A 23,951-nucleotide genomic window follows, 5' to 3' on the forward strand; every position below is an offset into this window, starting at 1 on the left:
ACCGAATTACCGAAGTCTGAGGACAACCGTGGCTCGCGCAGGTCTCGCGACCGGAAGGCAACTGAACAACGGATGCTCGATGCGGTGACACGACTGCTCGAGCGCGACGGTGTGCTGGCGGGCATCAACCTCCGGGAGGTGGCGGACGAGGCCGGTGTCAATCGCGGCCAGGTCTACCAGTATTTCGGTTCGAGAAGAGGTCTACTTCGTGCTGCAATTGCCCAGCACAGCTGGGGAGAAGCCGCGATTTTCCAGGCCGACCGCGCGCTACCGTTCACACAGAGGCGCGCGCGTGTGCTGGAAGAGACGATCCGTGCACAAGAAGCTTTGCAGCTTACCGCGCTTCTCGTGCTCGACGGAGATCCTGATGTACGACTGTTCCCTCAGCTGGATCGCAGCAAGGCCGATCTCGAGCGCGATCAGAAAGAGGGGGATCTGCACCCCGATCTTGATCCGGTCGCAGCCCATGTCATGACTGCCGCAATGAACTACGGCTACACCATCTTTCGTGAGCAGATGAGTCGCGAGACAGGTATTCCGGTAGAACAGCTCGACGAGCGCGTCACTGAGGTGGCAGTCCGTATGCTCACGGGTCTGTCAAAATGAGCGACTGCGCATTCTCCCATTATCCGGGAGCCGCTAAAGATCGTGAGTCACTGCTCATGCCGACCCAATTCGCAAATATCCTGCTTGTCTGCCAGGCACTGGTGCCGGTGTGAGCCACTCCAGCTGATCGAACCTTTCCGCACCCCGGTCGGTGAGGAGAGACATGTCAATTCCAAGGATGAGCGGATTCCAAAATTGGGGCCGCTCGATGTGAGAGCGACCCCAAATGCTTTGTGATTCAGGAAATATGCTTGACGCTGATGACGCGGGTTTGTAAGAAATCCTCGATGCCCGCGAGACCGCCTTCTCTGCCGAAGCCGCTGGACTTGGTACCGCCAAACGGCAACTCGACCTCCAACGCGTTGTGCTGGTTGACCCACACCGATCCGGCGTCTATCCGCTCGGCGACTGCGGTCGCCGCAGCTTCGTCAGCACCCCATACCGATGCTCCGAGCCCGAATTCCTGGGCATTGACCGTCGCGATCACCTCGTCCAGGCTGCTGTAGGCGACTACGGGGAAGACCGGACCGAACTGCTCCAACGCCACGATTTCGGCGGAATCGTCGACGCCGCAGACCAATGTCGGTTCGAGGAAATAGCCCGGCAGGTCGGTGCCGGGTTTTCCGCCGGCCACGATCGTGGCACCACCGGCCACTGCCTTGTCGAGCAGTCCCTGCACGAAGGCGAGTTGCGCCTTGCTGTGAAGAGGCCCCATCCCCGTACCGGGTGCGAGTCCGTCACCCACGGTGAGCCTGGCCATGAGTTCGGAGAAGATCCGACAAAACTCGTCCACCTTGCCTTCCGGTACATAAGCACGTTTGGGTGCGACGCACATCTGTCCGGCATTGAAGAAGGCCGAGTTCACGAGAAATTGTGCAGTGGAAGCGATATCGGCGTCATCAAGCACGATCGCCGGATCGTTGCCACCCAGTTCGAGAGTGACCGGTGTGATGGCCTCGGCTGCTTGTTTCATGATCAACTTGCCGACTCCGGTGGATCCGGTGAAGGTGACCTTGCGAATCAACGGGTGTTCGACGAGTGCTTTACCGATGGCCGGCCCGCCGTGGACGACCTGAATCACGCCCTCCGGCAGAATCGCGGCAAGGACCTCGACGACCTTGTCCACCACAAGGGAGACGGACTCGGCCGGCTTCACGACGACGGTGTTACCGGCGGCGAGCGCTGGTGCGATCTTCGCGACCATCAGAAAGACCGGGAAATTCCACGGCACGATAGCGGCGACAACCCCGAGTGGCACCCGCTGTATCCGGGCGGTTCGTCCCACGACGTCGGGTCCGAATTCCTCGTCAGCCCAATCGATCTGAGCCGCGTGCGTGAAGTTTTTCGCGCTGACCCACATCTCGCCGCCGGCTTCGATGGCCGTCTTGCCCTGTTCCTTCACCAGCAGGGGCACGATCTCGGCGCTCCTGCGTGTCAGCTCGAGAGCGCAGGAGTGCAGCAACTCTTGCCGGTATGTGCGGTCGGTTTTCCACTGTGCGAAGGCTGAGTCCGCGTTCCGGACGGCCTGATCCAGCTCCTCCTCGGTCGTGATCGGAATACGCCCGATCTCTTCGAGCGTGGCGGGATTGATCGATACGAGTTCGTTCATCGTCTGTTCTCTCATCGTCGTGACTCTCATCGTGTGCCAGTGGCTCAGTGTCCGAGCCACTGCGGCGGGCGCTTCTCGAAGAAAGCACTGATGCCTTCCTTCATGTCGTCCGATGCGAGGAAGACCTCGATCGCTCGTTCGGTGGCCTGCCATCCGAGTGCGTCCTCGTCGGCGGTCAGGGTGCGTAGCGCACGCAGGCTCTCGCCTACCGACATCGGGGACGAGAGGCAGATGTCTTCGGCGAGCGCCATGGCCCGCTCGAGCGCGCATCCAGGCTGGGCCACCTCGTTGACCAGTCCGAGTTGGTAGGCCCGGTCCGAGTCCAGCGTGCGGCCCGAGATGAGGAGTTCTCGCGCGATGTTCGGTGGCAATGCCCGCGCGGCCCGGAAGAGTGCGCCCGATGTGGCGACGAGTCCGCGGCGGGTCTCGGGGAGGCCGAAACTCGCTGTACGGGAGGCTATGAGCGCATCGCAGGCGAGCGCGATTTCGAATCCTCCGCCGAGGGCCGGGCCCTCGACGGCGGCGATCAGGGGGGTGCTCCGCTCCCGTCGGATGATCCCGTACTCGCCACCGCGCTCGGTTTTCAGGTCGGCGCCCGCGCTCAGGTCGGTGCCTGCACTGAAGATCGTCGTTGTCCCCGTGATGATTCCGGCCCACAGTGCCGGATCGTCGTCGAGTCGGTTGAGGGCTTCGTCGATTCCCTCGGCCATGGTGCGGTCGATCGCGTTGCGTTTGTTCTCCCGATCGAGGCGGATGATCAGGATCCTGCCGTGCTGTTCTTGGATTACGCTCATGCGCCTACCACCTCAGCGACGGTAGCGCGAGCCCAGCGGTAGTCCGCCTTTCCGGCGGGAGAGCGCACGATGGCGGGAACGACGACGATCGAACGCGGGATTTTGTACCCGGCGATCGAGGCCCGGCAATGTTCGGCGATCTCATCGGTGTCGATATCTTCGAAGCCCTCGCGAAGTTGCACCACAGCCGAGACTTGTTCGCCGAATCGGGCGTTCGGTGTGCCGGCGACGACTGCATCCATCACGGCGTGATGACTCTTGACGGCAGCTTCGACCTCTTCGGGGAACACCTTCTCGCCGCCGGTGTTGATGCACACCGAGCCGCGGCCGAGCAGCACGATCGAGCCGTCCGGTTCGACCCGGCCCATGTCTCCGAGGATCGACATCCGCACCCCGTCGACCACGGGGAAGGTCTCTGCGGTCTTCTCCGGCTCGTTGAAGTACCCGAGTGGTACGTGTCCGACGCGGGCAATGTATCCGAGCATGCCGGAGCCGGGCTCGATCGGACGCAGTTTTTCATCCACGACCAGCATGTCGGGGTTGCCCACGACGCGCATGTTGCCGTCCGCGTCGATCTCGAGTGTGCCGTCCACCCCGGATTCCGATGCTCCGAATCCGTCGCGCAAGAACAGGTTCGGCATCAGTTCGAGAAGCTGGTTCTTCGAGCTGCGTGACCACAGTGCCCCGCCGGAGCTGACAAGTGTCAGCGAGGTGAGGTCGTAGTCGGAGCCGTGGCGGGCTATCGCATCGGTGAACGGACGTGCCATCGCGTCACCGACGACCGTGATGCAGGACAGTTGCTCGTCCTGAATGAGACGGAGCGCTTCGACTGGTTCGAAGCTGCGCATGAGAACCTGTTTTGCGCCGCTGAAGAAGCCGCTGAACACCGAGTAGACCGCGGCTCCGTGCATGAGCGGTGCCGGGAGCAGAAACGCCATGGGGTGGGAGTTGGCTGCGACAGCGTCGGCGAGGTCGGCGGTGTTGGTGAAGGCGGCACCTCCGTGGTTTCCACCGGCGAGTGCGGCCATGAAGAAGTCCTCGTGTCGCCACACCACTCCCTTCGGCATTCCGGTTGTGCCCCCGGTGTAGATGACGAATCTGTCGTCATCGCTGCGTGGGCCGAAGTCCCGGTCCGTCGAGTGGGTCCGCATCGCGTCGTCGAAGTCATTGAGAGGCAAGGGTATCGACGTCGGGTCATCCACGTACCCGAAGACCAGGACGTTCTTGATGCCAGGGCAGGCGGGGAGGGTGCCGGCGATGATCGGAACGAATTCGCTGTCGACGATCAACGAGACGATCTGAGAGTTGTTGTAAAGGTATGTCAGCTCGTCTTCGGTGTACCGGTAGTTGATGTTGACCGGCACCGCCCGAATCTTGAGGCAGGCCAGCAGTGCCTCGACGAACTGGGTGCTGTTGCGCATGTGGATGCCGACGTGCTCACCCACCTGGACACCTTGCTTGGCGAGGTAGTGTGCGAGTCGGTTGGCCCGTTGGTCGAGCTGGGAGAACGTGCGACGCTCATCGCCGCAGACCAGTGCGGTGCGGTCGGGAAGTTTGTCGACAACGGCTTCGAAGAGGTCTGCAAGGTTCAACGACATGTGAGGGATCCTTCTCGAGTGGAACGAAGACGTGGGCAGCGGCGGGCCGTCAGCTCAGGACACCCAGTCCACGACTGTTCCGATGTCCGCCCGATCGGTGCGGAAGCCGTTGGCGGGGTGGGATTCGTCTGCATAGCCGAACGAGATCGAGCACACCACCTTGCGGTCGGAGGGAAGGTCGAAGAAGGTGCGAAGGTAAGGCGCGCTCCCGGCGAGAGCGGCCTGCGGAACAGCGGCGACACCGAGGCTGTGCGCGGCGAGCAGGAATGTGTTGATGTACAAGCCGCAGTCGATCGCGCCGTAAACTCCGAGTGCCTCGTCGGTGGTGATGATCGCGACGTGGGGTGCGTCGAACAGATCGAAGTTCTTCATGGTCTGCTCGGACGAGGCTTGGCGATCACCGGCCGCGATGCCCACGCTCGAATACAACTGCATTGCGCATTCCTTGCGGCGCGCACCGTACGCACCCCGGTACTCTGCTGGGAAAGGGAAGTCGGGCTCCTGCGGGGACGTTCGAACGTACTCGGCGAGTCCCTTCCGGAAGCGCTCGGTGCTTTCCCCTTCGGTGATCGAAACCTGCCAGGGCTGGGTGTTGCACCAGGAGGGAGTGCGCTGCGCCATCTCGAGGACCTGTTTGATCGTCTCACGCGGAACGGGGTCCGGTCGGAACCCTCGGCAGCTGCTGCGCGTCTCGAGTACGGACCGCAGATCGGTGTGGACAGGCAAGGTGGGTACTTCGGTCACGATGACACTCCTGTAGATGACTGGACGATCAGACGTCCGGAGATGGGGCGTTGGACCCGTTGTGAAATGTTCGACGCGGAAGCTGCGGCTTCCGACGGGTTCTTGAAGTGTTGCTGATTTCATCAGTAAGTTACTGGCGCAACAGAATTAGTTCTTCTAGATCAATCCTGGGGTGGGGATTCCCACGTAGTCGAGCGGTCAAATCGCTTATGAAAGGTCTTGTCCATGAGCACATCACAGATGACCCTGCGAAGCCCGAGGGCAATTCGAGAGTGCGATGACGAAACCGAGGGCGGCGACGATTCGCCCTCGGTTCGCCGCGATATTGTGTGAAGTGGCCGTTCCTTGTTGTTGCAGATTATCGGGAGAGGCCGACAGGCTTGTCGCCGACGATCGAAATCCGCTCCATCACACGGCGTGCCGGGTAGTAGTCGCTCGACGCGTAGTGCTGGCATGTCCGGTTGTCCCAGAAAGCGATGGTGTTCGGCTTCCAACGCAAACGAACCTGCAGTTCGGGGCGCATCAGGTGGCGGTACAGCAGGCGCAGCAACTCGTTCGACTCTTCCTCCGATACGCCCAGAATCCGTTGCGTAAAAGCGACATTGACGAAAAGAACGCGCCGGCCGGTCTCCGGGATCACTCGCACGACGGGGTGGTGTACCGGTGGGAAGTTCGGTCGGAGCTTCTCGATCGCTTCCTGTGGCATCCCGGAGCCGAACGATTTGATCCAGTCGTGTTCGGCTTCGAGGTGATCGATCCGGGCTTTGATGTCGTCGGGAAGTAGGTCGTATGCCGCGCCTGTGTCGGCCCAGAGTGTGTCGCCACCGACGGCGGGGATCTCGATGGCACGCAAAACTGCTGCGAACGAGGGGAATTCGTGCCACGTGACGTCGTTGTGCCAGATGTTTTCGGCGCCGACGGCGGCTGCGTCCTTGGCGAGGGTGGCGACGTCGACATCGCTTTGCCCTGGTTGGGTGTAGCGGTAGAACGGGTGCTGTTCGAGGGCGCCCCAGGCTTCGGCAAAGGCACGGTGGTCCGCGCGTTCGATGTTCTGGTCCCGGAAGAAGAGGACCTTCCATTCGAGCAGTGCGCGGCGCAGTTCGGCCATTACCTCGTCTGACAGGTCTCCGCCCAATCGTATTCCGGAGATTTCGGCCCCGATGGTCGGCGTCTGTGGTTCCAGCGAGAATAGTTCGTAGGGAAGGACTTCCATATTCGCTGCGGTCCGTGGCGCGATGATCGGCCCGAAGTAAGCGAGCGGATCGGTCGCAGTGGGTGCGGCAGTCGCCGGAAGTGCATATGTCATGAGGTCGCTCCTAAGGATTCGGTGGTAGTCGTCGAGATCGGTGCCTCGAGCATGGCTACGCAGGTATCGACGAGATCGGAGACGATCGCCGTGCTCTCTGCGGGGGTGCGATCAGCCGCTTCCTGCGCGGCGAGCATCGTCATGTTGTGCATGACGATGCTGTCGGTGCGCCAGAGCGCGATCGGGTGCGGGGCAGGACAGAGTTCGATCAGCAGGTCCCGCACGTGGTTGTAGCTTTCCGCTCTCAGGTGCTTCCGGATCAGGTCGGCGAGAGCCGGATTGAACAGGGCTTGGACGAGGAAGCGCCCATATCGGCTGCCGGGTCGGCCGAGGGTTTCCGCTGCGAGCGGCCGGACGAGGGCCTCGACGGCTTGTCGGATGGTCGGCGGGGCTCCCAAGCGTGTTATCTCGTTGAGCATTTCCTGTCGGCGGGTGTCGACGGGAGACATGCGGGCCTCGACCAGTGCCTCGATAAGACCGTCGTGAGAGCCGAAGTGGTACTTCGCTGCCGATTTGTTGGATTGGTTCGCCGCGAGCTGGACGCCAGTCAGCGTCAGTGCGTGCAATCCCTGTTCGGCGATGATCTGTTCGGCGGCCTCGATCATCGCCTGTCGAGACGTGGTCTGGGTCATACCTAGAGATTAAGGGGCACCCCTTAACATGTCAATGGCGCCTCACTGTCGAGAGCAGTTCTCCGCACATGGGGGCGTGGGTGTTCAGCTCATCCGAGCGGTTCTTCCCGGGGTGCCGGGGTCGCAGTCGGGACGTGGTCGCCTTCGCGCACTGGGTTGACGCCATCAGCGACATCGTCGAAACTGCCATCACCGATGGCGAACTTACCGACACACCCACCGCACACCGACTCGCATGGAACCCGTGCGCTGGCACCGTCGGAGCAGCCAACGCATCAGCAACCCTGCGAGAAGACATCGATCTCGCAACCTGCCTCGAAGACGTGGTAACAGCGCAGTTGCGCAATGCCTTCACGCCCGCCTGATCTAAAATATGGGCACTGAACTCAACATCAACCGGTCTAAATTAATTGCGGGACAACTAGACCGGCAACATCTGCACCATTGACTTAGCGACAGGATCCCACTTTCGAGTTCAGTTCTCGATCCGAGGGGGCCGGTCGCTAGCTTCCCGCTCGATCCGCGCAAGCTGGATATTGGTATACAACGACGAACGCTTCAAACCCGTGTTCTTACATAGCTTTTCGATCTTGAACTGGCCCGTCTCATAAATTTGCAGTAGATACACACGTTCCTCGGGTGAGAGCTTGTGCGGCCTCCCTTTCATCTTCCCAGCAGCTGTCGCGGCGGCAACAGCATCACGAGTACGGGAACGAATCAGATCTGACTCGAACTCCGCCATCAACGCAAGAATTCACGTGGGCGTCGCCGTTGCGGCAATGGTGGGTTTCACGTTTATAGATCCGGTGATTCCGGTGGTGCGGCAATAAACGATCCGCCAGATTTCGGGGATGCCGCGATACGACCTGCCTTCCGGCTGTTCATTCGCCTGGGGTGGGTCGCCCGAAACAGTGGCGGGTACAAAACACTTGTGCGTCGCGGTCGATGATTGAAGAAACGTCGGTTGGGGAAGGGGAGCGGAATGGCTACTTACAGAGTGATCAGTCCTGCAGGCGACGTCACCGCGACGCGCGACATCGAGAGCGCTGACGATGCGCATGCCTGGTTTGTGGATTCTCGCGCCGACAACTCGGAACTGGGATGGCGAATGGAAGTCCACCATGATGGCGAATGGTCGTTCTTCGACGACACCGAGGGCGCATCCAGCTGAGCAGTCGCGCGGCGGGAGTGACGAAGATGAGGAAGGACGTTCAAGCATGAGTCAATTACTGGCAGGGAAGAAAGTGGCATTCCTTGTGGCGACGGAGGGAGTCGAACAGGTCGAGTTGACAGATCCGTGGGATGCATTGGTTGCCGAACACGCTCAGCCGTCGATTGTTTCGACAGAATCCGGCACCATCCAGGCGTTCAACCATCTCGACAAAGCTGACGTCTTTGACGTGGACGCGGTGGTCGAGTCGGCGGAGTCGTCCGAATACGACGCTCTCGTCCTGCCCGGGGGCGTGGCCAACTCTGATTTTCTCCGCATGAATCCAGAAGCGGTGGCGTTCGTCCGGAGTTTCTTCGATGCAGGGAAGCCCGTCGCGGTAATCTGCCACGGACCGTGGACGCTGGTCGAAGCCGGCGTGGTGGCCGGTCGTACGCTGACGTCGTGGCCTAGTTTGCGTACCGATATCACGAACGCCGGCGGCACGTGGGTAGACGAGAAAGTCGTAGTCTGTACGTCTGGCCCGAATACGTTGATATCGAGCCGCAAGCCCGATGATTTGCCGGTGTTCTGTGCGAAACTGACCGACACGCTCAGCCAGTCCGAGGCGTCGTCGAGGACTCTCGAGGGAAGTTGACGAGGCAGGTAGACCGTGACTTCTGCACCGCCCGAACCAGATCCGGAGAATACTCTTGATCTGGAACCCGGAAGTGCCGAGTCCGTACTGGTGACCGGCAGCAGGCTCGACAACCAGGCATGGTGAATGCGATGGGAAGAGCCGGGCAGGACAGTAACTTGGCGCGCGTGCTGCTTGAGGTGGCATCGGGTAATCGAGACGCGTTCGCCGAGTTCTACGATCGCACCTGTGGCCGGGTTTACGGGCTGATCATCCACATGATCGATGATCATCGACGTAGCGAGGAAATCACACGCCAAACCTATGCCGAAGTTTGGGGGACTGCCAGCCGATACCGAGCCGAACGCGGTTCGCCGACGGCATGGGTCCTTCGGATCGCTCATCGACTGGCAGTGGCAGACATGCGGTCTCAGCAGCACGAACGCATCCAGCCGATTGCTGACGACTTCGCCGACGCGCAGGAGTCGCGTCGGCAGGGAGAGAATGTAACTCGTGAACATGAGATAACGCTGGAGTCGTTCTGGCCGACAGTGCAACATCGGGAGAGGAAGGATCTTTACCGGAGTTATTACCGTGCCATGACATCTCGGCAGATCGCTCAGGCCGACGACATCCCGGTGGAAGTGGTGAGATCGAGCATCAAAACAGCCCTACTGGCGGTCCACCTTCACTACGTCAGAACCTCGTCCCGCCCTATGTCGCATTGACGAAGCCAGAGTGGGAGCTTCCGTATGGCAAGCCATCTGGGTCATGTCAAGACAATTCACGTTTCTCGTGACAAATAGAGGTCAGAATGTGTTGGCAGAGTGCCGATGATGTGCATGAAGGCTCTCCCGTCACAATCGTGACGGGAAACCGTGCGGCGGTTTCGTTCAGTGTCCGTGGGCTAGGACTCGCGGACGGTACGTATGTTCCGGATAGTGCGACCATCGGCTGGCGGGCTCACTGTTCGTGTGGCTGGGAGGCTCCCGAACTCATCGAGCGTGTCAGCGACCCTCGATTACCTCGCCGCCGGGGTCAGGTCCTCGATCACTATGGTGGGCCGGCGTTACCGGAAACCGAGGACTGGTGCTATGCACAATGGCTCGATCACCTTCGCCAGGTTTCTGCCGAAATTTCGGTAGCGATGGAGAACGCGGGACAGTCCGCAGGGAAATAAGGCGATGGTTCGATCGCGGCATCGACGCTCGAAGGTGCCATGTTTCATCGATCGGCGAATTGGGCAGAAGGGGCGAGAATCGTTGCCCGCTCACATGCGCACACCGGTGAGTTCGGGCAACGGAGCCTGACAAGACTGCACTCTCTCCTATCGACGAGGGTACGCGCCTGATCGGTGGCTGACGACGAACCACCGATCAGGGCCTCAGATACTGCGTGTCAGCATGTTGGTCCTCGCTGGCACGCACGGCCCACCGATCGGATGCTCACAACACCAATCGGTGGGCCACCACGAACGCACAGCGTGCTACGGCTCGACTTTACGTGCGCTTTTCGGCCTCGTGGTCACACTCAACCGGACCCGCATGGTCCGCCTCCTGGACCACGGATCCAAGTGGCGGGCCAACTCTCGATCGGGCGTACTCGTGCTCGGTATGCATCGAGCCAGAACGCGCATCCGCGCGAACCTAGCATCGAACCGTGTTTTCTATTGAAGTATTATCGACATCTCGGTGAAACAAGCGCCGCGCGACGACGAGTACGCGCAGGACGCTCACCCGCAGTTCTGCTGCGGGATGGGACCGAAAATGGACGATTCATCAGCAAAGGCTGCCGCTGACACATCCGGTATCTCATCGTCCGGTCAGCCGCTCGCGGACGACATCTTCGAGTCGCCGGACAGATTCAGTGTGCAGGTGAGCGCGAGTGCATCCGAAAGACTGATTCAAACATTCTGTCAGCAGCTGGTGGCAACAATCGCGAGCGCCGACATGGCCGGCGTCGTGCTTGTTCCCGAACGCGGCACGAAACCTAAGACAGTGGCATGTACCGATGCCCGCGTTTTCGACATCGAACACGAGCAATACCGGATAAACGAGGGTCCGGGTGTGGAATCTGCCCGAACGGCCCAACCCGTGCGTGCAGACAATGACAGCGTGGTTCGCAAGTGGCCCGACTTCGCGCAGCGCGTCTCCGAGGTCGGTGTCGCCAGCTATCTCTCGGCCCCGTTGTTCATCGACGAGATTCACGTCGGGGTACTGGGCCTGTACAGCTTCGTCGATCACGGCTTCGACGAGATCGACGAGGTATTGCTGCAGGTGTTCATCGCCGCAGTGGAGGGTGCGGTGTGGAAGGCCAGGCGGGGAGAAGAATGGAAAACCGAAATTGCAGGCCTGCGGGCGGCGATGAAATCGCGCGGACACATCGAACAGGCCAAAGGAATGTTGATGGTCATGCATGCAATCACCGAGGACCAAGCATTCGAGATGTTGGCCGCGCAATCGCAGCGACAGAACATTCGCCTCACGACAGTGGCTGCTGAGATCATCCGAGCGTTGAGCGGACAAGCAGGAATCTAGATAACCGAGAACCTCGCTGCGAAAGAAGCGCGACAACCGGACGTGGTCTCACTGCCGCGCATAGTCCCCTGTTAAACGTGAAACTGGACGTAGACCCTAACCGAGTACGTTCAGCCGTTCGGCGAACTGCAACAGAAGGTCCATCGCCTCTGGGCTCAAACCGTGAGCGCGGAGAAGGAAGCGGCGAACGCCGTCGTCGTCAATCGCCGATATCGCCATGCGTTCGCGGTCTCGATTCTCGCCGCTGTCATCGCTGCGCTCGTAGGGCAGGTCGTAGAAGTACGAGAGCGGCACTGCGAAGTACTCGGCGATCCGTTCGATGTATCGCGGGGCTGGCCGCCGTCGGACACCATTACGAAGTTGAGGAAGATACGGAGCCGAAATCGGACAACCTTGATCGGTCAGTGCCTGCGCAACCATGGTGTTGGTTGTACGGACGGCCGAGCGGGCGACCAGCGCATTGAGCTGGCGGGCGAACACGTGATCGCTCCCCATCATGGCCCACCACCCATCCTAGAGTTAGCTACATAGTAGCTTTTGGTGGCGAAGGTGATGATCATGTCATGTCATGTCGTATTCGTCTCGGTGTGATGAGCGATGACTTCACGTGCCAGCACCGTGACGCGGCGATGCTGGGCGCGGGCGTCCGACTGCAGGCGACGTAATGCATGGTCGATCGACATGGTGTGGCGCGCAGCGAGTATCCCACTTGCAATATGCACATCGGCTCGCGAGAAACCGTAGGGGCCGGCAGCAAGATACGGCGTTCGCGTAAGGTCGGTGAACACATAGCTGACCAGTGACCGGGCGCAGCGTACGCAGATCCTCTCCTCCTCAGGTGTGAGGCACCGAGGGTTCTTGATGTAGACGGTCAGAACCCCGAGGGGTACCGAGTCGATGACTAGCGGGAACGCATGGACGTTCCGGACATCCAGTGCGTAAGCGTCCGCGGCGAATGTCGGCCATTCGTCCGCACCGTGATCGCTCGCGTCGTGATGGTGCACTTCTGGACGTAGACGGCGAAAGCACTCCACGGTCGGGCCTTCGCCGAGGATGAATTGCAGTTCGTCGACCTGCGCGGCGATGTCGTCGGTGGCGTAGACAAGGTCACCGGCAGTGCCGGAGAACACCGATACCGCCGCCCCGTCCACAGCGGTCTGTCCGAGAAGATCGAGAACGACATCAGCGGTCCGCGCGGCAGGTCCGTGTCGGTGAGGTGGCGAGCGGGGAATGTCGTTGAGCATGCCGGACGCCTTCCCATCGATCGGGAACCTCAACCCTCCGACATGATTTCAATGAACCTGTACGAGCGCCATGTTTGCCTCGACGACAAGCAGGGTAGGAATCTGTGCGATCCACCGGTAGCCGATCCCCCAAACGTCGTTGCCGGTGGATCGCCTGTGCCGTACCTGACCTCTGCCGGGCCGAGGTACACGCACTACCCGTGTTTCGCTCTCTCGAAACCCGACGGGTTCTATCTCGATGGGGCGCAGAACGGTGAGCCGTGAGAGTCGACGACGAATGCTCGAGCAGGAGTGCGCTTGCACACGCTGCACCGAGTCCGGAGGTCATCGCGGCCACGGAACTTCTTCTCGCTCAGCCTGATGCGTACCGCTACCGTCGACGCTATCTGGAGCTGATCGTCCGTGGTCGCGGTTCAGGCGTGGCCTCCGACTACACCGCTGCCGAACGGTATCTCTTGCGTACAGCCGATGCGTGCCGGCGCTCGTTGCGCCGGAACAACTCTTCGCCTGCTGAGGACTGACGTCCTATTGCCCGAAATTAGGGATGCGACGCCCTTGGTTCCGGTGTACTGATGTAGAGATGTTGAGTCTCATAGGTTTTCTTCTGGTTCTCTGGCTTGTCTTCGTTGTCGTGGGTTTCGTCGCCAAAGGCTTGCTGTGGATGGGTCAAACGTAACGCCTCCACATAAGACGCGCCGACACCATCGGAGCAGCCAACGCACCAGCAACTCCGCGAGAAGACTCGACCTCAACATCAACCGGGCGAAATTGCTTGAGGGACAGCTAGTCCGACAGCATCTGCACCATTGACTTAGCGGCCGGATCCCGCTGTCGAGCTCAGTTCTCGACCCGAGGGGTCCCGCTGCTAGCTTCCCGCTCGATCCGCGCGAGCTGGATATTGGCATACAACGACGAACGCTTCAAACCCGTGTTCTTACATAGTGTTTCGATCTTGAACTGGCCCGTTTCATAAATTTGCAGTAGGTACGCACGCTCCTCGGGCGAGAGCTTGTGCGGCCTACCTTTCATCTTCCCAGCAGCTGTCGCGGCGGCAACTGCATCACGCGTGCGGGAACGAATCAGATCCGACTCGAACTCCGCCATCAACGCAAGAATGCCAATGAACATCTTCCCCATCGGATCAGCCGGGTCGTACACCTGACCATCTATCGACAGCGACACACCCTTCTCCGCGATCCGCTCTACCGTCTCATGCAAATCCTTCGCCGAGCGAGACAGCCGATCGAGCTTCGTCACACAAAACACGTCGCCGGCGCGAGCCGCGTTGATCGCATTATCCAAACCCGGCCGACGAGCCTGCCGGCCACTGACACCATGATCGACATAGACCATGTCACGATCCACACCGGCCTTCACCAGAAGATCCACCTGAACCGCCGTGTCCTGCCGGACCGTACTGCACCGCGCATACCCGATTTTCACGCCACCCCCACTGCCGAACACGAATTGTCCACTAGAGCCTATGCCATAACGGACAAATCCAACGGACACCCAAATTGGACGTTTCGGTACGAAATTTCGCCACGTCAGTCGCGCCTAGGCGCCCGTTCTTCACCGTCCGGTATGACGAGGGTCAAAACGCACGCCCAGAGCCGCAGGAAGCCGATCAGCGTCCAAATCGCAATTTTCGGCCCCGCCGCGGTCTGCGGGAGCAGCTCGCACACACCTGGACCGAACAGCCCACGATCAAGGCCGCCACACTCACCAGGCGAAATCCGTTAAATGGCATCGGATCTTGGCGCCGGCCGAAGCGCGACGCCACCGAATGGAGCTTCGAGATACTCAACGAACCCCACAAGATTCGGTCAACTGGGTTCGGATCCGCGTTTCCTCCCACAGCAACACCCGACAAGATGCGAATCAGGCGCACCCGCGAGCAACCCAAGTGCTCAGCATTTCGTAGGGTTCGACGGACTGGGAACGCTCCGCGAGCTTCCGCAGATGGCTGCAAACGGACGACGGAACGGCTCACACGACTGATTACAGACCGCAGGACCAGTCGCAAACAGTCTCCACAACGACTTTCGCCGCCAAACAGACTGCGCAACGCCTTGCGCAGCTGAATACAGACACGAGTGGGGTTCGCACAGAGGGTGCACAGCGAAGTTTTAGCGCTGAAACGCACTGCGGAACGACTCATGCAGCTGTTTTCCAGTCATGAACGGTTCGCACAGACGGGGAATGGCGATCGGCTAGCGATACAAATAACAGCACAAGAGATACGAATAAGTTTAAATAACATCAGCAGTCTGATACTGTAGGTCCTACAACGTAAGAACCCCTCAGTCCGGGAAGACTGAGGGGGATACGTCGAGAATTAAATAGTGACCAACTGCTCGAACAGTTGATCAAGGGTGAATCGTGCGAAGACGCCTGCAAGCCACTTGCCGATTTCACGCCAGATGTTTCGATCTGAACGTCGCTTGATCATGGTTCTGCTCCTTTCTGTTTAGTTGTTGTGTCACAAAAGACAGGCCGTCACCCTAGGGTGAGCGGCCTAGTCGTCTGCTTGGAAACAGCATAACAGACGGGACGGTCTTCCGTTGCATAACACGAGAATCGGCGCGTCAACTCGATCCCGCGGCGCAGCAGACCGTCGCCCCAGATTGTAAAAGCGCTGGTCAGGCCTCTTTCAAGATTTCGGGAACTTCGCCTTCTTTCGTCGCCGCACACTGCAACTCCCTGTCCGCGCATCCACTCCCGGCCTCATCGTCGACTGGCGGTTGGCCGGGTGACAGTTCGCATCCGCGACAGCCGACACCCAAATCCTGTCCGACCTCCCGAGTGCGATCAGACTGCGACGAGCATCAGGTCGCCACACTGACCAGACCGAAGCGCAAGCCGAAGTCCTGACCTGAACGCAACCCGTCCAGATCGGTCACACGTGGCGACCTGAAACTCATTCACCGACCAAAAATCAGAGCTACCGCGACACCGCCCGTGTCGAGTCCCGTCGCTCCCGCACAATCACCCCGCCAGCGCACCGAGCGGGAGGTGCCCACTACCGCACACACCCACCGCCGGCCACACACCAGCAACCGAACGTCACCTCCGGCGCCGTTGCCGCTACGCAGCCCCGAGTGGTCAAGAAAGTCGTCGTACAAGTCGCCCCAGAACACCATGCCGGGGACCCGACCCGTCAACCCACGCTTCGCTCTACGGGGTTGACAGCCCACCCTCGACCTGGTGACAGGGGAGCGACTCTACCGACTCTCAGGAAGGCAGCACCATGACCGAAACAGTCACTCCCACACGCTTTGTCGTAATACCTCGCACCGCAGAACACGGCGGATACGAGAACGAGTGCTTCACCCACTACGTCCAAGACAACCGCGGCCGCTACTGCCTCCGCGGACCGATGGTCCAGTCGGACGCGGAATGGCTTGCGAACAAGATGAATACACAGTTGGGCTAACCAACAGGCAAGGCCCGCACCGGATTCGGTGCGGGCCTCGCTGCTGTACTCCTACGCCGGGGCGGGACGCTCCGGCATCTTCAATCATGATCAGCTCCGCCCCGTCCCGACCGACGACGAACTGCAACCCAAAGACCGAGCGCATCACTCGTCAGCGTCCTCATAGACGAGGACTTCAAAGTCCTCGTCGTCCGAGTTACGCCACTCACAGGACACTCGCGCCGCCGGATTCGCTTCTGCCACTATCTGCTTTATGGTTTCCTCCACCGACTTTTGCCAATCCTCGATCGACCTTCCCTTATAGCGCTTCAGGTATACGTCGTAGTCAAGATCGGCAGTCGAGCCGTACTGCTTTTTGGCTTGCTCCACCGACTTTTGCCAAACCTCGATCGACCCTCCCGGATAGCGATCCAGGAATACGTCGTAGTCGAGATCGGCAGTCCAGCCGGACATCATCCACTGATCCTCGCCCTCGGGGTCGAGCTGTCCGTAATTCGGCTCCAGCCCCTCTCGCTCCATCAGCGCACGGACTGCGGGCAGTACCAAATTGACCTGCTGCATAGTGAGCGGAGCCCGAAGTTGGAAGGTGAAACGAAACAATTTCTGCACGAGTCGGAACTCTAGAGCAACAGTTCCTCAGGAAGCTTGCGCCCCTTGACGTTCAGCGGTCTCCCGCGTCGTCACACGCGCCAACATCTGCTCCATCTGCGGCCACCCCAACGGTAACGACACGCCTTGCATTCTGAGGCGGGTATTCCACTCCGGAGCGAATGCATCCCACAGGACTCGGACAGCGGGGGCCAAGACATCGCGCTCGATCGCAACGACAGTCTCGCTGTCCCAAAGCGATTCCCCGTCAACAGAATCCGGCTCGCCGAACACCGAGGTCAACCTGTCAGCTGCGTAACCGAGTGCAATCAAGTCCGAGGCACTGAAATGTTCTCTGCTCACAAAACCCCACTTCCCGACAACCATCGACGACCACACCATCCTGCCGCACCAGGCCCCATAACCGCAGGAGACGAATTTCCCTGAGGGTGTCGGACCCCCGAACTATCCTTGCAATCGCGACGAGCACCAGGTCGCCACACTGACCAGACCGAAGCGGAGGCCGACGTCCTGACCTGCAATAAACCGTTGCAGATCGGTCAACTGTGGCGGCCTGGTGCTCTTTCGTGTGCAGCTCCGTCGCTGTACGCGATCGACCGGTTGGCCGAGACTGTGCAACGTCGGGATCTACTTCGGAGCGTCGCGCTCGGGCATCTTCATGATGATCAAATCGGCGCCGTCCTTGTACCGATACGCCCACTGACCATCCTTCGTCAGCACCGTGCCAGCCTGGCCCTCGTCCGGGGCCGGGCTCCACCCTTGAACCTCATCGGGTTCTGCACTCTCGCTCATCTCACTATTGTCTCAACCTCCGAAAACCGGCCGAAACCAGTACAAACCCGCGCACAGTAGAGCAATGAGCGCCGCCACCGGAAAGCCAGTGCCGCCGATGCTCGCCACACTCGGGCATCCACCCACGGGGGAGCGCTGGGCCTTCGAGTCGAAATGGGATGCGACTGCGCGGGTTCGCAGAAACTCGCGGACGATAGCGGCGCAACTCGCGCGTGCGTGGAGCATCAACCCCTGAGGGACAACCGCATTCGCAGACTGGCGACCATCAAACGCCTTCTGCGGCCGCCAGCACAGCCTCGCGTTGGATCCGGCAAAACCACTGCCGTCTACCGATCGGCTCCGGCCCACCCCTTCCCCCATACCCCCACGGGTACTTGCATACCCCCCTAGGTATGTGTCACAGTAGAGATGTACCCGCCAGAAAGGACCGCCATGTGCTACCCCGTCCCGTGCCCGGCATGCGGTAAGACCACCTGGGCTGGCTGCGGTCGACATGTCGACAGCGTCATGAAGAACGTTCCGCGGTCGCAGCAGTGCTCCTGCTCCATGGAGACACCCGCCCCGGCTACACGCGACAACTTCTTTCGTTCCCTGTTTCGTCGCTGACCCCCACCCCAACAGCACTCCACTGCATTTCGCAGGAATCTCTGGGCGTCTTCAACACTTCTGAATACCCCCACCCGTATTAGGAGAAGCAATTGTGACCAAGCCCGCTACCGCGGCGGCCACCGGCCCCCACGACCGCCATCGGCCACCGGCACCCGGCGCACTAGGCCGCCTGGGAAGCACGATGGTCGCCCGCCGCCGATGGGTGTTCGGCATCTGGCTGATCGCCCTCGTTGCCCTGGGATCGGCTGCGCCATCGGTGTTCTCATCCTTGGCCGGGGCCGGTTGGCAGGCCAACGGCTCCGAATCCGTCCAGGTCCGCGAGCTCGCCCAGCAGCATTTCGGCGGTAACTCCTCTGCGGCAGTGCAGGTGGTCGTTCACTCCGACACCGCCACGATCGAAGACGCAGCGGTGCAGCAGACACTCACCGACGTCGCGGCCGTATTCGACGGTGACACTCGCTTCGGTGAGGTCATCGCCCCCCAGCCGGGCATGACGATCAGTCCCGACGGTCACACCGGCATCCTCATCGCCGGCGCGAACGCGAGTACCGATGACATGGTCATGGCCGTCGACGAGGTGAAAGGCGAGCTGACCGCACTCTCCGGCGACGGCATCGAGGTCTACCCCACCGGGTCCTCCGCACTGTGGTCGGACTTCAACAAGGCAAACCACGATGCCATGATCCAGGCCGAATTGTTCTCCTGGCCAGTTACTTTGGCGATCATGGTGCTCGCGTTCGGCTCCCTCGTCGCCGCGGGTCTGCCGCTGCTGCTGACCGTCGCCGGTCTGGTGGCCTCCGCCGGCGGACTCGTTCTGCTCAACGGCGTCACGCCGATCTCGGTGTGGGCGATGAACTTCGCGATGATGTTCGCCCTCGCCCTCGGAATCGACTACGCCCTGTTCATCGTCGCCAGGTTCCGCGACGCACTGCGCAACGCCGATCCACGTGCCGCGGTCGCCGAAACCATGGACACCGCAGGCAAAGCCGTGGTCCTGTCCGGTCTGACGGTCTTGGTGAGCCTCTCGGCCGTCCTGCTCGTTCCCGCACCGGCGGTGCGCACCATGGCCGTAGGCATCATGCTCGCTGTCACATTCGTGCTGATCGCCACCATGACCCTGCTCCCCGCAACCCTGGGTGCGCTCGGCTCCAAGGTCAACGCCGCATCCCTGCCCTACGCCAAGCGCCAGCAGCACCACTCCCCGAAATTCGCAGCCTGGGGTGAACTGCTGCACAAGCACCCCTGGCCGTTCGCTCTGGTCTCCGTCGGCATCCTCATCGCGCTGGCCCTTCCGGTCCTCGGACTGAAAGTGGCGATGCCCTCGATCTCCGTCGTCCCCGAGGACGCACCGGTTCGCCAGGGTTACGAACTCGTCCAGGCCCAGTTCGGTGACGGCGCACCCGGCGCACTGCAGATCGTCGTCCCGTCCGCGGATGCCGCCGCGACCGCCACGGCAGCCAGTACCGTCGACGGGATCTCGATGGTCACTCCGCCCCAACCTGCCGCGGACGGCTCGAAATATTCACTGCTACAAGCACTTCCCACCGTGGACCCCTCGGACGAGAGAATGGGCACCATCCTCGGTGACCTGCGCGCCGAACTCCCGGAGTCGGCGTTGGTCGGCGGTGCCCCGGCGGAGAATCTCGATCTGCAGCAAGCACTGAACGACTACCTGCCGCTGGTGATCGGAATCATTCTGGCGCTCGGTTTCATCCTGCTGCTCGTTGCACTCCAAGCACCGCTGATCGCGATCCTCGGCACCGCAGTCAGTCTGCTCTCGACCGCCGCAGCGTTCGGGGTCGCGAAGCTGATCTTTCAGGACGGGCACGGTGCATCACTGCTCGGCTTCACCCCACAAGGCTTCCTCGACGGCTGGGGTCCGGTGTTCTTCTTCGCGATGATCTTCGCCATCGCCATGGACTACACAGTGTTTCTGCTCGCCACCGCGAAAGAGCACTACGAGAAGACCGGGGACCCGAAAGCCGCTCAGGTCGACGGGCTCGCCCACTCAGGCCGGGTCATCTTCGCCGCCGCCGCGGTCATGGTCGCAGTGTTCTTCACCTTCGCACTCTCCGATCCGCTCCCACCGAAAGAAATGGGCATCATCCTCGGCGTCGCGGTACTGCTCGACGCCTTCCTGATCAGGCTCATCCTGCTGCCGGTCCTGCTGCGTCTGACCGGTCACGCCGCATGGTGGTCTCCGGCTTGGCTACGCAAGGTGCTGCCGTCGATCAGCTTCTCGCACTGACACCCCACCGAACCGAACGGAGCAATCATGACCGACCCGAACACCACGCGCTCGTCCGCGTTCGCGGGATGGCCGATCGAACGTATCGTCCCCGCCCTCGCTGCCGGCGTCACCGCCACCGGCCTGGCCCTCGGCGAACTCCACGCACCGCAGTGGCGACTGCTCAGCGCGTTCGCTGCCGCGAACCTCGCCCTCTACGCAGCGGTCGGATGGTGCCCGGCCAGCGCGCTTCTCACCAGGGTGGGCGTGCCGAGTATTCGCCGTCCCCGAATCGGGTAGGCACACATCACCGTAGTTCGACGACCGAAAGGAACTTCCCTCATGAACATCGCACTCTCGACCACTCTGACCGACACCGACTTCGACACCGCAGTCGACGCCGTCAAAGCCTCCCTCGCAGATCAGGGCTTCGGTGTTCTCACCGAAATCGACATGCAGGCCACGTTGAAGGCCAAACTCGGCGAGGACATGGAGCAGTATCTGATCCTCGGTGCCTGCAATCCCACCCTCGCGCACCGCGCCGTCGGGGTCATGCGCCAGATCGGGTTGCTGTTGCCGTGCAATGTCGTCGTCCGCGCCGACACCGCCACATCCGGATCGGTCATCGTCGAAGCGATGAACCCCGACATCATGGTCCAAGCGACCGGCGAACCAGCACTGTCCGACGTCGCGGCCGAGGCCACCACCAAGCTCCAGGCCGCCATCGACGCACTCGGTGGCCAGGACGCAGCCCACAGCTGATGACCCTGACGCTGGCACTGGTCCTCGGCGTCGCCGTCGGCATCCTGCTCGGTCTCCTCGGCGGCGGCGGGTCGATCCTCGCCGTCCCGGTTCTCGTCTACGCCCTCGGAATGGACCTGTCGGAGGCGATACCGACATCGTTGCTGGTGATCGGTGTTGCCTCGGCGACCGGGGCCATCCCCAAGGTGCGGGCGAAGCTGATCGAATGGCGACTGGCGGCGATCTTCGCGGCCACCGGTATCGTCGGCACGCTGGTCGGCACCGTCTTGGGCAGGCATCTGCCCGAGGCCGCAGTGATGATCGGCTTCGCGATCGTCATGATCATCGCCGGGGCGCGGATGCTGCGCAGCACCGACGATGTCGGAACCGCCTGCAAGACAGGAAGTTCCGGGATCGATTGGCGGCGGTGCGCACCACGGTCCATACCGACAGGGTTCGGGGTCGGTGTCCTCACCGGACTGTTCGGCGTCGGCGGAGGATTTCTGATCATCCCCGCTCTGGTGCTGTTGCTGGGAATCGAGATGAGTGTCGCTGTCGGAACGTCGCTGGTGGTCATCGTCGCCAACTCCGCCGCCGGACTGATCGCTCAGGCCGACGGGCTCGGCGGGAACTGGGCACTGACAGCGGCGTTCGCCGGTGCTGCGACCGCAGGCTCGCTGGTCGCCGGAAAACTGAGCACACGAATCGACACCGACAAGCTGCGCACGTGGTTCGCCTACCTGGTGTTCGCCGTCGCGGGCTACGTACTTGTCGACACCCTCGTTCTTTCATGACCGACTGCACACACCGAACCGATGCCCCCGGGGGTAATCTGGAACGACTACCACCATCACACACCCTCAGGAGACCGCAATGATCGGCGACGAAGACAGCATCGCATTGGTACTCAACCGTCTGCGCCGCGCACACGGCCAACTCGCCGGAGTGATCGGCATGATCGAGAACGGACGCGACTGCAAAGACGTCGTCACTCAACTCGCCGCCGTCTCCCGCGCCCTCGACAAAGCCGGATTCAAGATCGTGGCCACCGGCCTTCGTGAATGCATGACCGGCGACACCGCAGACAACAAAGAGCCCATGACCGAAGCAGAACTGGAAAAGCTCTTCCTCGCACTGGCCTGAACGAGGACGTTTCACGTCAGAAACGAGGCCGACCCGACTACACCGTAGGAGTACCCCGTGAGCGCCACCGATCCGGACATCGCAATCATCGAAACGTCGAGCCTCGGCGACCGCAGCTACCTAATCAGCCACGACGGCATCGCCGTCGTGATCGATCCCCAACGTGACATCGACCGCGTCCTGGCACTGGCCACGGAGAAGAACGCCGCGATCACCCACGTACTCGAAACCCACATCCACAACGACTACGTCACCGGCGGACTCGAACTCGCACGCGCTACCGGAGCAGAATACGTTGTCCCCGAGGGCGACCCGGTCGAATACGAGCGACGAGCGGTCGGCGACGGTGATGTCGTCGCCGCGGGATCGGCGACGTTTCAGGTGATGCACACACCGGGCCACACACATCATCACGTCAGTTACGTGCTGCGCCTGGGCGACGAACCGATCGCGATCTTCACCGGTGGCTCGATGCTGTACGGATCCACCGGCCGCACCGACCTGCTCGGTTCCGAGCACACCGACGAGCTCACCCACGCGCAGTTCCACTCGGTCCGTCGTATCGCCGCCGAGCTGCCCGCTGATGTCGAGGTCTACCCCACCCACGGGTTCGGTAGCTTCTGCTCCGCGACCCCCACCAGCGGCGACTCGTCGACCATCGGTGAACAGCAACAGTCCAATCCCGCGCTGACGCAGGACGAGCAGACGTACGTCGACGAGTTGATCGCAGGATTGTCTGCCTACCCCGCGTACTACGCCCACATGGGCGTCATCAACACCGAAGGTCCGGCCCCGATCGATCTGTCCACCCCGGAGCCTGTCGATCCCGACGAACTACGCAGGCGCATCGACGACGGACAGTGGGTCGTCGACCTTCGGGCGCGGACCGCCTTCGCTGCTGGGCATCTGGACGGTTCCCTCGGTTTCGAGCTGTCGACGACGTTCGTCACCTACCTCGGATGGCTCTACCAGTGGGGTGCGCCGCTGACATTGATCGGTGACACCTCCGACCAAATCGACGATGCCACCAGAGAGTTGGCGCGCATCGGCATCGACCGCCCCTCCGGTTCGGCTGTCGGTGAGATTCACTCACTCGCCGGCGACGGACACGTCCGGTCCTACGAGGTATCCGACTTCGCCGGACTTGCCGCAACCGACTCCGACATCACTGTGCTCGACACACGTCAACAGTCCGAGTACGCGGACGGCCATATCCCCGGTGCAGTGAATATCCCCCTTCACGAACTACCGCACCGACTTGCAGAGGTCCCCGACGGCGACGTGTGGGTGCACTGCGCCTCCGGCTACCGAGCTTCGATCGCGGCCTCACTGCTCGACCGCGAACACCGCACCGTGACGCTGATCGACGACGACTATGACCACGCCGTACAGCTCAAGCTTCACACTGCGCGCACCTGACGGACGCGCCGCACAGGCCCACCCGCCAACACGAGTACACGCCTACAACTGAGCCGCCTGACTGAAGTGCTCGACCTGAAGCCCAGGTCCTACAGGGTCGGAAGCTCGCTCGCCGCTTCCA

The 23,951-nt window shown here is 61.4% G+C and carries 28 protein-coding genes; 15 read left to right on the forward strand and 13 right to left on the reverse strand.

Features of this window, described 5'->3' with window-relative positions:
- The first annotated feature begins 72 nt into the window (after window positions 1-72).
- Window positions 73-606 carry a TetR/AcrR family transcriptional regulator gene (locus ACVZUB_RS31990; RefSeq protein ID WP_179090799.1) on the forward strand — a complete coding sequence of 178 codons (534 nt, stop codon included), beginning with the start codon at window positions 73-75 and terminating at the stop codon, window positions 604-606.
- Window positions 607-844: 238 nt separating this feature from the next.
- On the opposite strand, the gene ACVZUB_RS31995 is transcribed toward ACVZUB_RS31990, so the two are convergent.
- The 6 genes from ACVZUB_RS31995 to ACVZUB_RS32020 all read right to left on the reverse strand — a co-directional run bounded on the left by ACVZUB_RS31995 (window position 845) and on the right by ACVZUB_RS32020 (window position 7,289).
- Window positions 845-2,230, reverse strand: coding sequence for an aldehyde dehydrogenase family protein (locus tag ACVZUB_RS31995; protein ID WP_198035750.1), 1,386 nt, complete (start codon window positions 2,228-2,230; stop codon window positions 845-847).
- A 29-nt stretch (window positions 2,231-2,259) separates the two neighbouring features.
- Window positions 2,260-3,009 (reverse strand): enoyl-CoA hydratase-related protein, encoded by a 750-nt coding sequence (locus ACVZUB_RS32000; RefSeq protein ID WP_064442779.1) that lies wholly within the window; start codon window positions 3,007-3,009, stop codon window positions 2,260-2,262.
- The gene (locus tag ACVZUB_RS32005; protein WP_076948895.1) at window positions 3,006-4,607 is read right to left on the reverse strand and encodes an acyl-CoA synthetase; all 1,602 of its coding nucleotides are present in this window, start codon (window positions 4,605-4,607) and stop codon (window positions 3,006-3,008) included. Before ACVZUB_RS32005 ends, ACVZUB_RS32000 begins: the two co-directional genes overlap by 4 nt.
- 54 nt (window positions 4,608-4,661) lie before the next feature.
- Window positions 4,662-5,351 carry a nitroreductase gene (locus ACVZUB_RS32010; RefSeq protein ID WP_064442777.1) on the reverse strand — a complete coding sequence of 230 codons (690 nt, stop codon included), beginning with the start codon at window positions 5,349-5,351 and terminating at the stop codon, window positions 4,662-4,664.
- 358 nt (window positions 5,352-5,709) lie between these two features.
- A complete protein-coding gene (locus ACVZUB_RS32015) occupies window positions 5,710-6,657 on the reverse strand; it encodes a TauD/TfdA dioxygenase family protein (protein ID WP_076948894.1) in 948 nt (315 codons plus the stop codon).
- Window positions 6,654-7,289, reverse strand: a complete 636-nt coding sequence (locus tag ACVZUB_RS32020) for a TetR/AcrR family transcriptional regulator (protein WP_232330107.1) — start codon at window positions 7,287-7,289, stop codon at window positions 6,654-6,656. Before ACVZUB_RS32020 ends, ACVZUB_RS32015 begins: the two co-directional genes overlap by 4 nt.
- 80 nt (window positions 7,290-7,369) lie before the next feature.
- On the opposite strand from ACVZUB_RS32020, the gene ACVZUB_RS32025 reads away from it, so the two are divergent.
- Window positions 7,370-7,654, forward strand: coding sequence for a hypothetical protein (locus ACVZUB_RS32025; protein WP_232330108.1), 285 nt, complete (start codon window positions 7,370-7,372; stop codon window positions 7,652-7,654).
- Window positions 7,655-7,764: 110 nt separating this feature from the next.
- Here ACVZUB_RS32025 and ACVZUB_RS32030 read toward each other — a convergent pair whose 3' ends face one another.
- Window positions 7,765-8,031 carry a hypothetical protein gene (locus ACVZUB_RS32030; protein ID WP_232330109.1) on the reverse strand — a complete coding sequence of 89 codons (267 nt, stop codon included), beginning with the start codon at window positions 8,029-8,031 and terminating at the stop codon, window positions 7,765-7,767.
- Between the two features lie 240 nt (window positions 8,032-8,271).
- On the opposite strand from ACVZUB_RS32030, the gene ACVZUB_RS32035 reads away from it, so the two are divergent.
- The 4 genes from ACVZUB_RS32035 to ACVZUB_RS32050 all read left to right on the forward strand — a co-directional run bounded on the left by ACVZUB_RS32035 (window position 8,272) and on the right by ACVZUB_RS32050 (window position 11,610).
- A complete protein-coding gene (locus tag ACVZUB_RS32035) occupies window positions 8,272-8,460 on the forward strand; it encodes a hypothetical protein (RefSeq protein ID WP_076948893.1) in 189 nt (62 codons plus the stop codon).
- Window positions 8,461-8,506: 46 nt separating this feature from the next.
- Window positions 8,507-9,094, forward strand: coding sequence for a type 1 glutamine amidotransferase domain-containing protein (locus tag ACVZUB_RS32040; protein ID WP_076948892.1), 588 nt, complete (start codon window positions 8,507-8,509; stop codon window positions 9,092-9,094).
- 119 nt (window positions 9,095-9,213) lie between these two features.
- Entirely contained in the window at window positions 9,214-9,801 is a 588-nt protein-coding gene (locus tag ACVZUB_RS32045; protein WP_064442773.1) for a sigma factor, read from the forward strand.
- A 963-nt stretch (window positions 9,802-10,764) separates the two neighbouring features.
- Window positions 10,765-11,610, forward strand: coding sequence for a GAF and ANTAR domain-containing protein (locus tag ACVZUB_RS32050; protein WP_076948890.1), 846 nt, complete (start codon window positions 10,765-10,767; stop codon window positions 11,608-11,610).
- A gap of 96 nt (window positions 11,611-11,706) precedes the next feature.
- Here ACVZUB_RS32050 and ACVZUB_RS32055 read toward each other — a convergent pair whose 3' ends face one another.
- Window positions 11,707-12,108 (reverse strand): hypothetical protein, encoded by a 402-nt coding sequence (locus tag ACVZUB_RS32055; protein WP_076948889.1) that lies wholly within the window; start codon window positions 12,106-12,108, stop codon window positions 11,707-11,709.
- A 68-nt stretch (window positions 12,109-12,176) separates the two neighbouring features.
- Window positions 12,177-12,854, reverse strand: coding sequence for a GAF and ANTAR domain-containing protein (locus ACVZUB_RS32060; RefSeq protein WP_076948888.1), 678 nt, complete (start codon window positions 12,852-12,854; stop codon window positions 12,177-12,179).
- Window positions 12,855-13,114: 260 nt separating this feature from the next.
- On the opposite strand from ACVZUB_RS32060, the gene ACVZUB_RS32065 reads away from it, so the two are divergent.
- Window positions 13,115-13,375 (forward strand): hypothetical protein, encoded by a 261-nt coding sequence (locus ACVZUB_RS32065; RefSeq protein ID WP_064442767.1) that lies wholly within the window; start codon window positions 13,115-13,117, stop codon window positions 13,373-13,375.
- Window positions 13,376-13,691: 316 nt separating this feature from the next.
- Here the strand turns inward: ACVZUB_RS32065 and ACVZUB_RS32070 are convergent, their stop codons facing one another.
- Window positions 13,692-14,318 (reverse strand): recombinase family protein, encoded by a 627-nt coding sequence (locus ACVZUB_RS32070; protein WP_269750133.1) that lies wholly within the window; start codon window positions 14,316-14,318, stop codon window positions 13,692-13,694.
- A 1,786-nt stretch (window positions 14,319-16,104) separates the two neighbouring features.
- Between ACVZUB_RS32070 and ACVZUB_RS32075 the strand changes: the two genes are divergently transcribed.
- A complete protein-coding gene (locus ACVZUB_RS32075; protein WP_482628607.1) occupies window positions 16,105-16,290 on the forward strand; it encodes a hypothetical protein in 186 nt (61 codons plus the stop codon).
- Window positions 16,291-16,434: 144 nt separating this feature from the next.
- On the opposite strand, the gene ACVZUB_RS32080 is transcribed toward ACVZUB_RS32075, so the two are convergent.
- The 3 genes from ACVZUB_RS32080 to ACVZUB_RS32090 form a co-directional block, all read right to left on the reverse strand.
- Window positions 16,435-16,899 carry a hypothetical protein gene (locus tag ACVZUB_RS32080; RefSeq protein WP_482628608.1) on the reverse strand — a complete coding sequence of 155 codons (465 nt, stop codon included), beginning with the start codon at window positions 16,897-16,899 and terminating at the stop codon, window positions 16,435-16,437.
- A gap of 27 nt (window positions 16,900-16,926) precedes the next feature.
- Window positions 16,927-17,241 (reverse strand): hypothetical protein, encoded by a 315-nt coding sequence (locus ACVZUB_RS32085; protein ID WP_482628609.1) that lies wholly within the window; start codon window positions 17,239-17,241, stop codon window positions 16,927-16,929.
- Window positions 17,242-17,526: 285 nt separating this feature from the next.
- Entirely contained in the window at window positions 17,527-17,691 is a 165-nt protein-coding gene (locus ACVZUB_RS32090) for a hypothetical protein (protein WP_167398246.1), read from the reverse strand.
- A 64-nt stretch (window positions 17,692-17,755) separates the two neighbouring features.
- On the opposite strand from ACVZUB_RS32090, the gene ACVZUB_RS32095 reads away from it, so the two are divergent.
- The 7 genes from ACVZUB_RS32095 to ACVZUB_RS32125 all read left to right on the forward strand — a co-directional run bounded on the left by ACVZUB_RS32095 (window position 17,756) and on the right by ACVZUB_RS32125 (window position 23,830).
- Window positions 17,756-17,926, forward strand: coding sequence for a hypothetical protein (locus ACVZUB_RS32095; RefSeq protein WP_482628610.1), 171 nt, complete (start codon window positions 17,756-17,758; stop codon window positions 17,924-17,926).
- Between the two features lie 555 nt (window positions 17,927-18,481).
- Window positions 18,482-20,548 carry an MMPL family transporter gene (locus ACVZUB_RS32100; RefSeq protein WP_482628962.1) on the forward strand — a complete coding sequence of 689 codons (2,067 nt, stop codon included), beginning with the start codon at window positions 18,482-18,484 and terminating at the stop codon, window positions 20,546-20,548.
- Between the two features lie 27 nt (window positions 20,549-20,575).
- Window positions 20,576-20,827 (forward strand): YgaP-like transmembrane domain, encoded by a 252-nt coding sequence (locus ACVZUB_RS32105; protein ID WP_482628611.1) that lies wholly within the window; start codon window positions 20,576-20,578, stop codon window positions 20,825-20,827.
- A 42-nt stretch (window positions 20,828-20,869) separates the two neighbouring features.
- Window positions 20,870-21,289 (forward strand): DUF302 domain-containing protein, encoded by a 420-nt coding sequence (locus tag ACVZUB_RS32110; protein ID WP_482628612.1) that lies wholly within the window; start codon window positions 20,870-20,872, stop codon window positions 21,287-21,289.
- The gene (locus ACVZUB_RS32115) at window positions 21,289-22,062 is read left to right on the forward strand and encodes a sulfite exporter TauE/SafE family protein (RefSeq protein WP_482628613.1); all 774 of its coding nucleotides are present in this window, start codon (window positions 21,289-21,291) and stop codon (window positions 22,060-22,062) included. Before ACVZUB_RS32110 ends, ACVZUB_RS32115 begins: the two co-directional genes overlap by 1 nt.
- A 79-nt stretch (window positions 22,063-22,141) precedes the next feature.
- Window positions 22,142-22,411 (forward strand): metal-sensitive transcriptional regulator, encoded by a 270-nt coding sequence (locus ACVZUB_RS32120; protein ID WP_027494148.1) that lies wholly within the window; start codon window positions 22,142-22,144, stop codon window positions 22,409-22,411.
- A gap of 57 nt (window positions 22,412-22,468) precedes the next feature.
- On the forward strand, window positions 22,469-23,830 hold the full coding sequence (locus ACVZUB_RS32125; RefSeq protein ID WP_482628614.1) for an MBL fold metallo-hydrolase: 1,362 nt from the start codon (window positions 22,469-22,471) through the stop codon (window positions 23,828-23,830).
- Window positions 23,831-23,951: the final 121 nt, after the last annotated feature.

Source organism: Rhodococcus sp. OS5, from assembly GCF_056837585.1.

What these genes read in the sequence shown, in the direction of transcription:
- ACVZUB_RS32020 (WP_232330107.1), bottom strand. Translation starts at nt 7,289, where the DNA reads ATGACCCAGACCACGTCTCGACAGGCGATGATCGAGGCCGCCGAACAG.
- ACVZUB_RS32095 (WP_482628610.1), top strand. Translation starts at nt 17,756, where the DNA reads ATGAGCGCCGCCACCGGAAAGCCAGTGCCGCCGATGCTCGCCACACTC.
- ACVZUB_RS32060 (WP_076948888.1), bottom strand. Translation starts at nt 12,854, where the DNA reads ATGCTCAACGACATTCCCCGCTCGCCACCTCACCGACACGGACCTGCC.
- ACVZUB_RS32100 (WP_482628962.1), top strand. Translation starts at nt 18,482, where the DNA reads ATGGTCGCCCGCCGCCGATGGGTGTTCGGCATCTGGCTGATCGCCCTC.
- ACVZUB_RS32000 (WP_064442779.1), bottom strand. Translation starts at nt 3,009, where the DNA reads ATGAGCGTAATCCAAGAACAGCACGGCAGGATCCTGATCATCCGCCTC.
- ACVZUB_RS32030 (WP_232330109.1), bottom strand. Translation starts at nt 8,031, where the DNA reads ATGGCGGAGTTCGAGTCAGATCTGATTCGTTCCCGTACTCGTGATGCT.
- ACVZUB_RS32035 (WP_076948893.1), top strand. Translation starts at nt 8,272, where the DNA reads ATGGCTACTTACAGAGTGATCAGTCCTGCAGGCGACGTCACCGCGACG.
- ACVZUB_RS32040 (WP_076948892.1), top strand. Translation starts at nt 8,507, where the DNA reads ATGAGTCAATTACTGGCAGGGAAGAAAGTGGCATTCCTTGTGGCGACG.
- ACVZUB_RS32115 (WP_482628613.1), top strand. Translation starts at nt 21,289, where the DNA reads ATGACCCTGACGCTGGCACTGGTCCTCGGCGTCGCCGTCGGCATCCTG.
- ACVZUB_RS32005 (WP_076948895.1), bottom strand. Translation starts at nt 4,607, where the DNA reads ATGTCGTTGAACCTTGCAGACCTCTTCGAAGCCGTTGTCGACAAACTT.
- ACVZUB_RS31990 (WP_179090799.1), top strand. Translation starts at nt 73, where the DNA reads ATGCTCGATGCGGTGACACGACTGCTCGAGCGCGACGGTGTGCTGGCG.
- ACVZUB_RS32015 (WP_076948894.1), bottom strand. Translation starts at nt 6,657, where the DNA reads ATGACATATGCACTTCCGGCGACTGCCGCACCCACTGCGACCGATCCG.
- ACVZUB_RS32120 (WP_027494148.1), top strand. Translation starts at nt 22,142, where the DNA reads ATGATCGGCGACGAAGACAGCATCGCATTGGTACTCAACCGTCTGCGC.
- ACVZUB_RS32105 (WP_482628611.1), top strand. Translation starts at nt 20,576, where the DNA reads ATGACCGACCCGAACACCACGCGCTCGTCCGCGTTCGCGGGATGGCCG.
- ACVZUB_RS32110 (WP_482628612.1), top strand. Translation starts at nt 20,870, where the DNA reads ATGAACATCGCACTCTCGACCACTCTGACCGACACCGACTTCGACACC.
- ACVZUB_RS32045 (WP_064442773.1), top strand. Translation starts at nt 9,214, where the DNA reads ATGGTGAATGCGATGGGAAGAGCCGGGCAGGACAGTAACTTGGCGCGC.
- ACVZUB_RS31995 (WP_198035750.1), bottom strand. Translation starts at nt 2,230, where the DNA reads ATGAGAGAACAGACGATGAACGAACTCGTATCGATCAATCCCGCCACG.
- ACVZUB_RS32055 (WP_076948889.1), bottom strand. Translation starts at nt 12,108, where the DNA reads ATGATGGGGAGCGATCACGTGTTCGCCCGCCAGCTCAATGCGCTGGTC.
- ACVZUB_RS32075 (WP_482628607.1), top strand. Translation starts at nt 16,105, where the DNA reads ATGACCGAAACAGTCACTCCCACACGCTTTGTCGTAATACCTCGCACC.
- ACVZUB_RS32090 (WP_167398246.1), bottom strand. Translation starts at nt 17,691, where the DNA reads ATGAGCGAGAGTGCAGAACCCGATGAGGTTCAAGGGTGGAGCCCGGCC.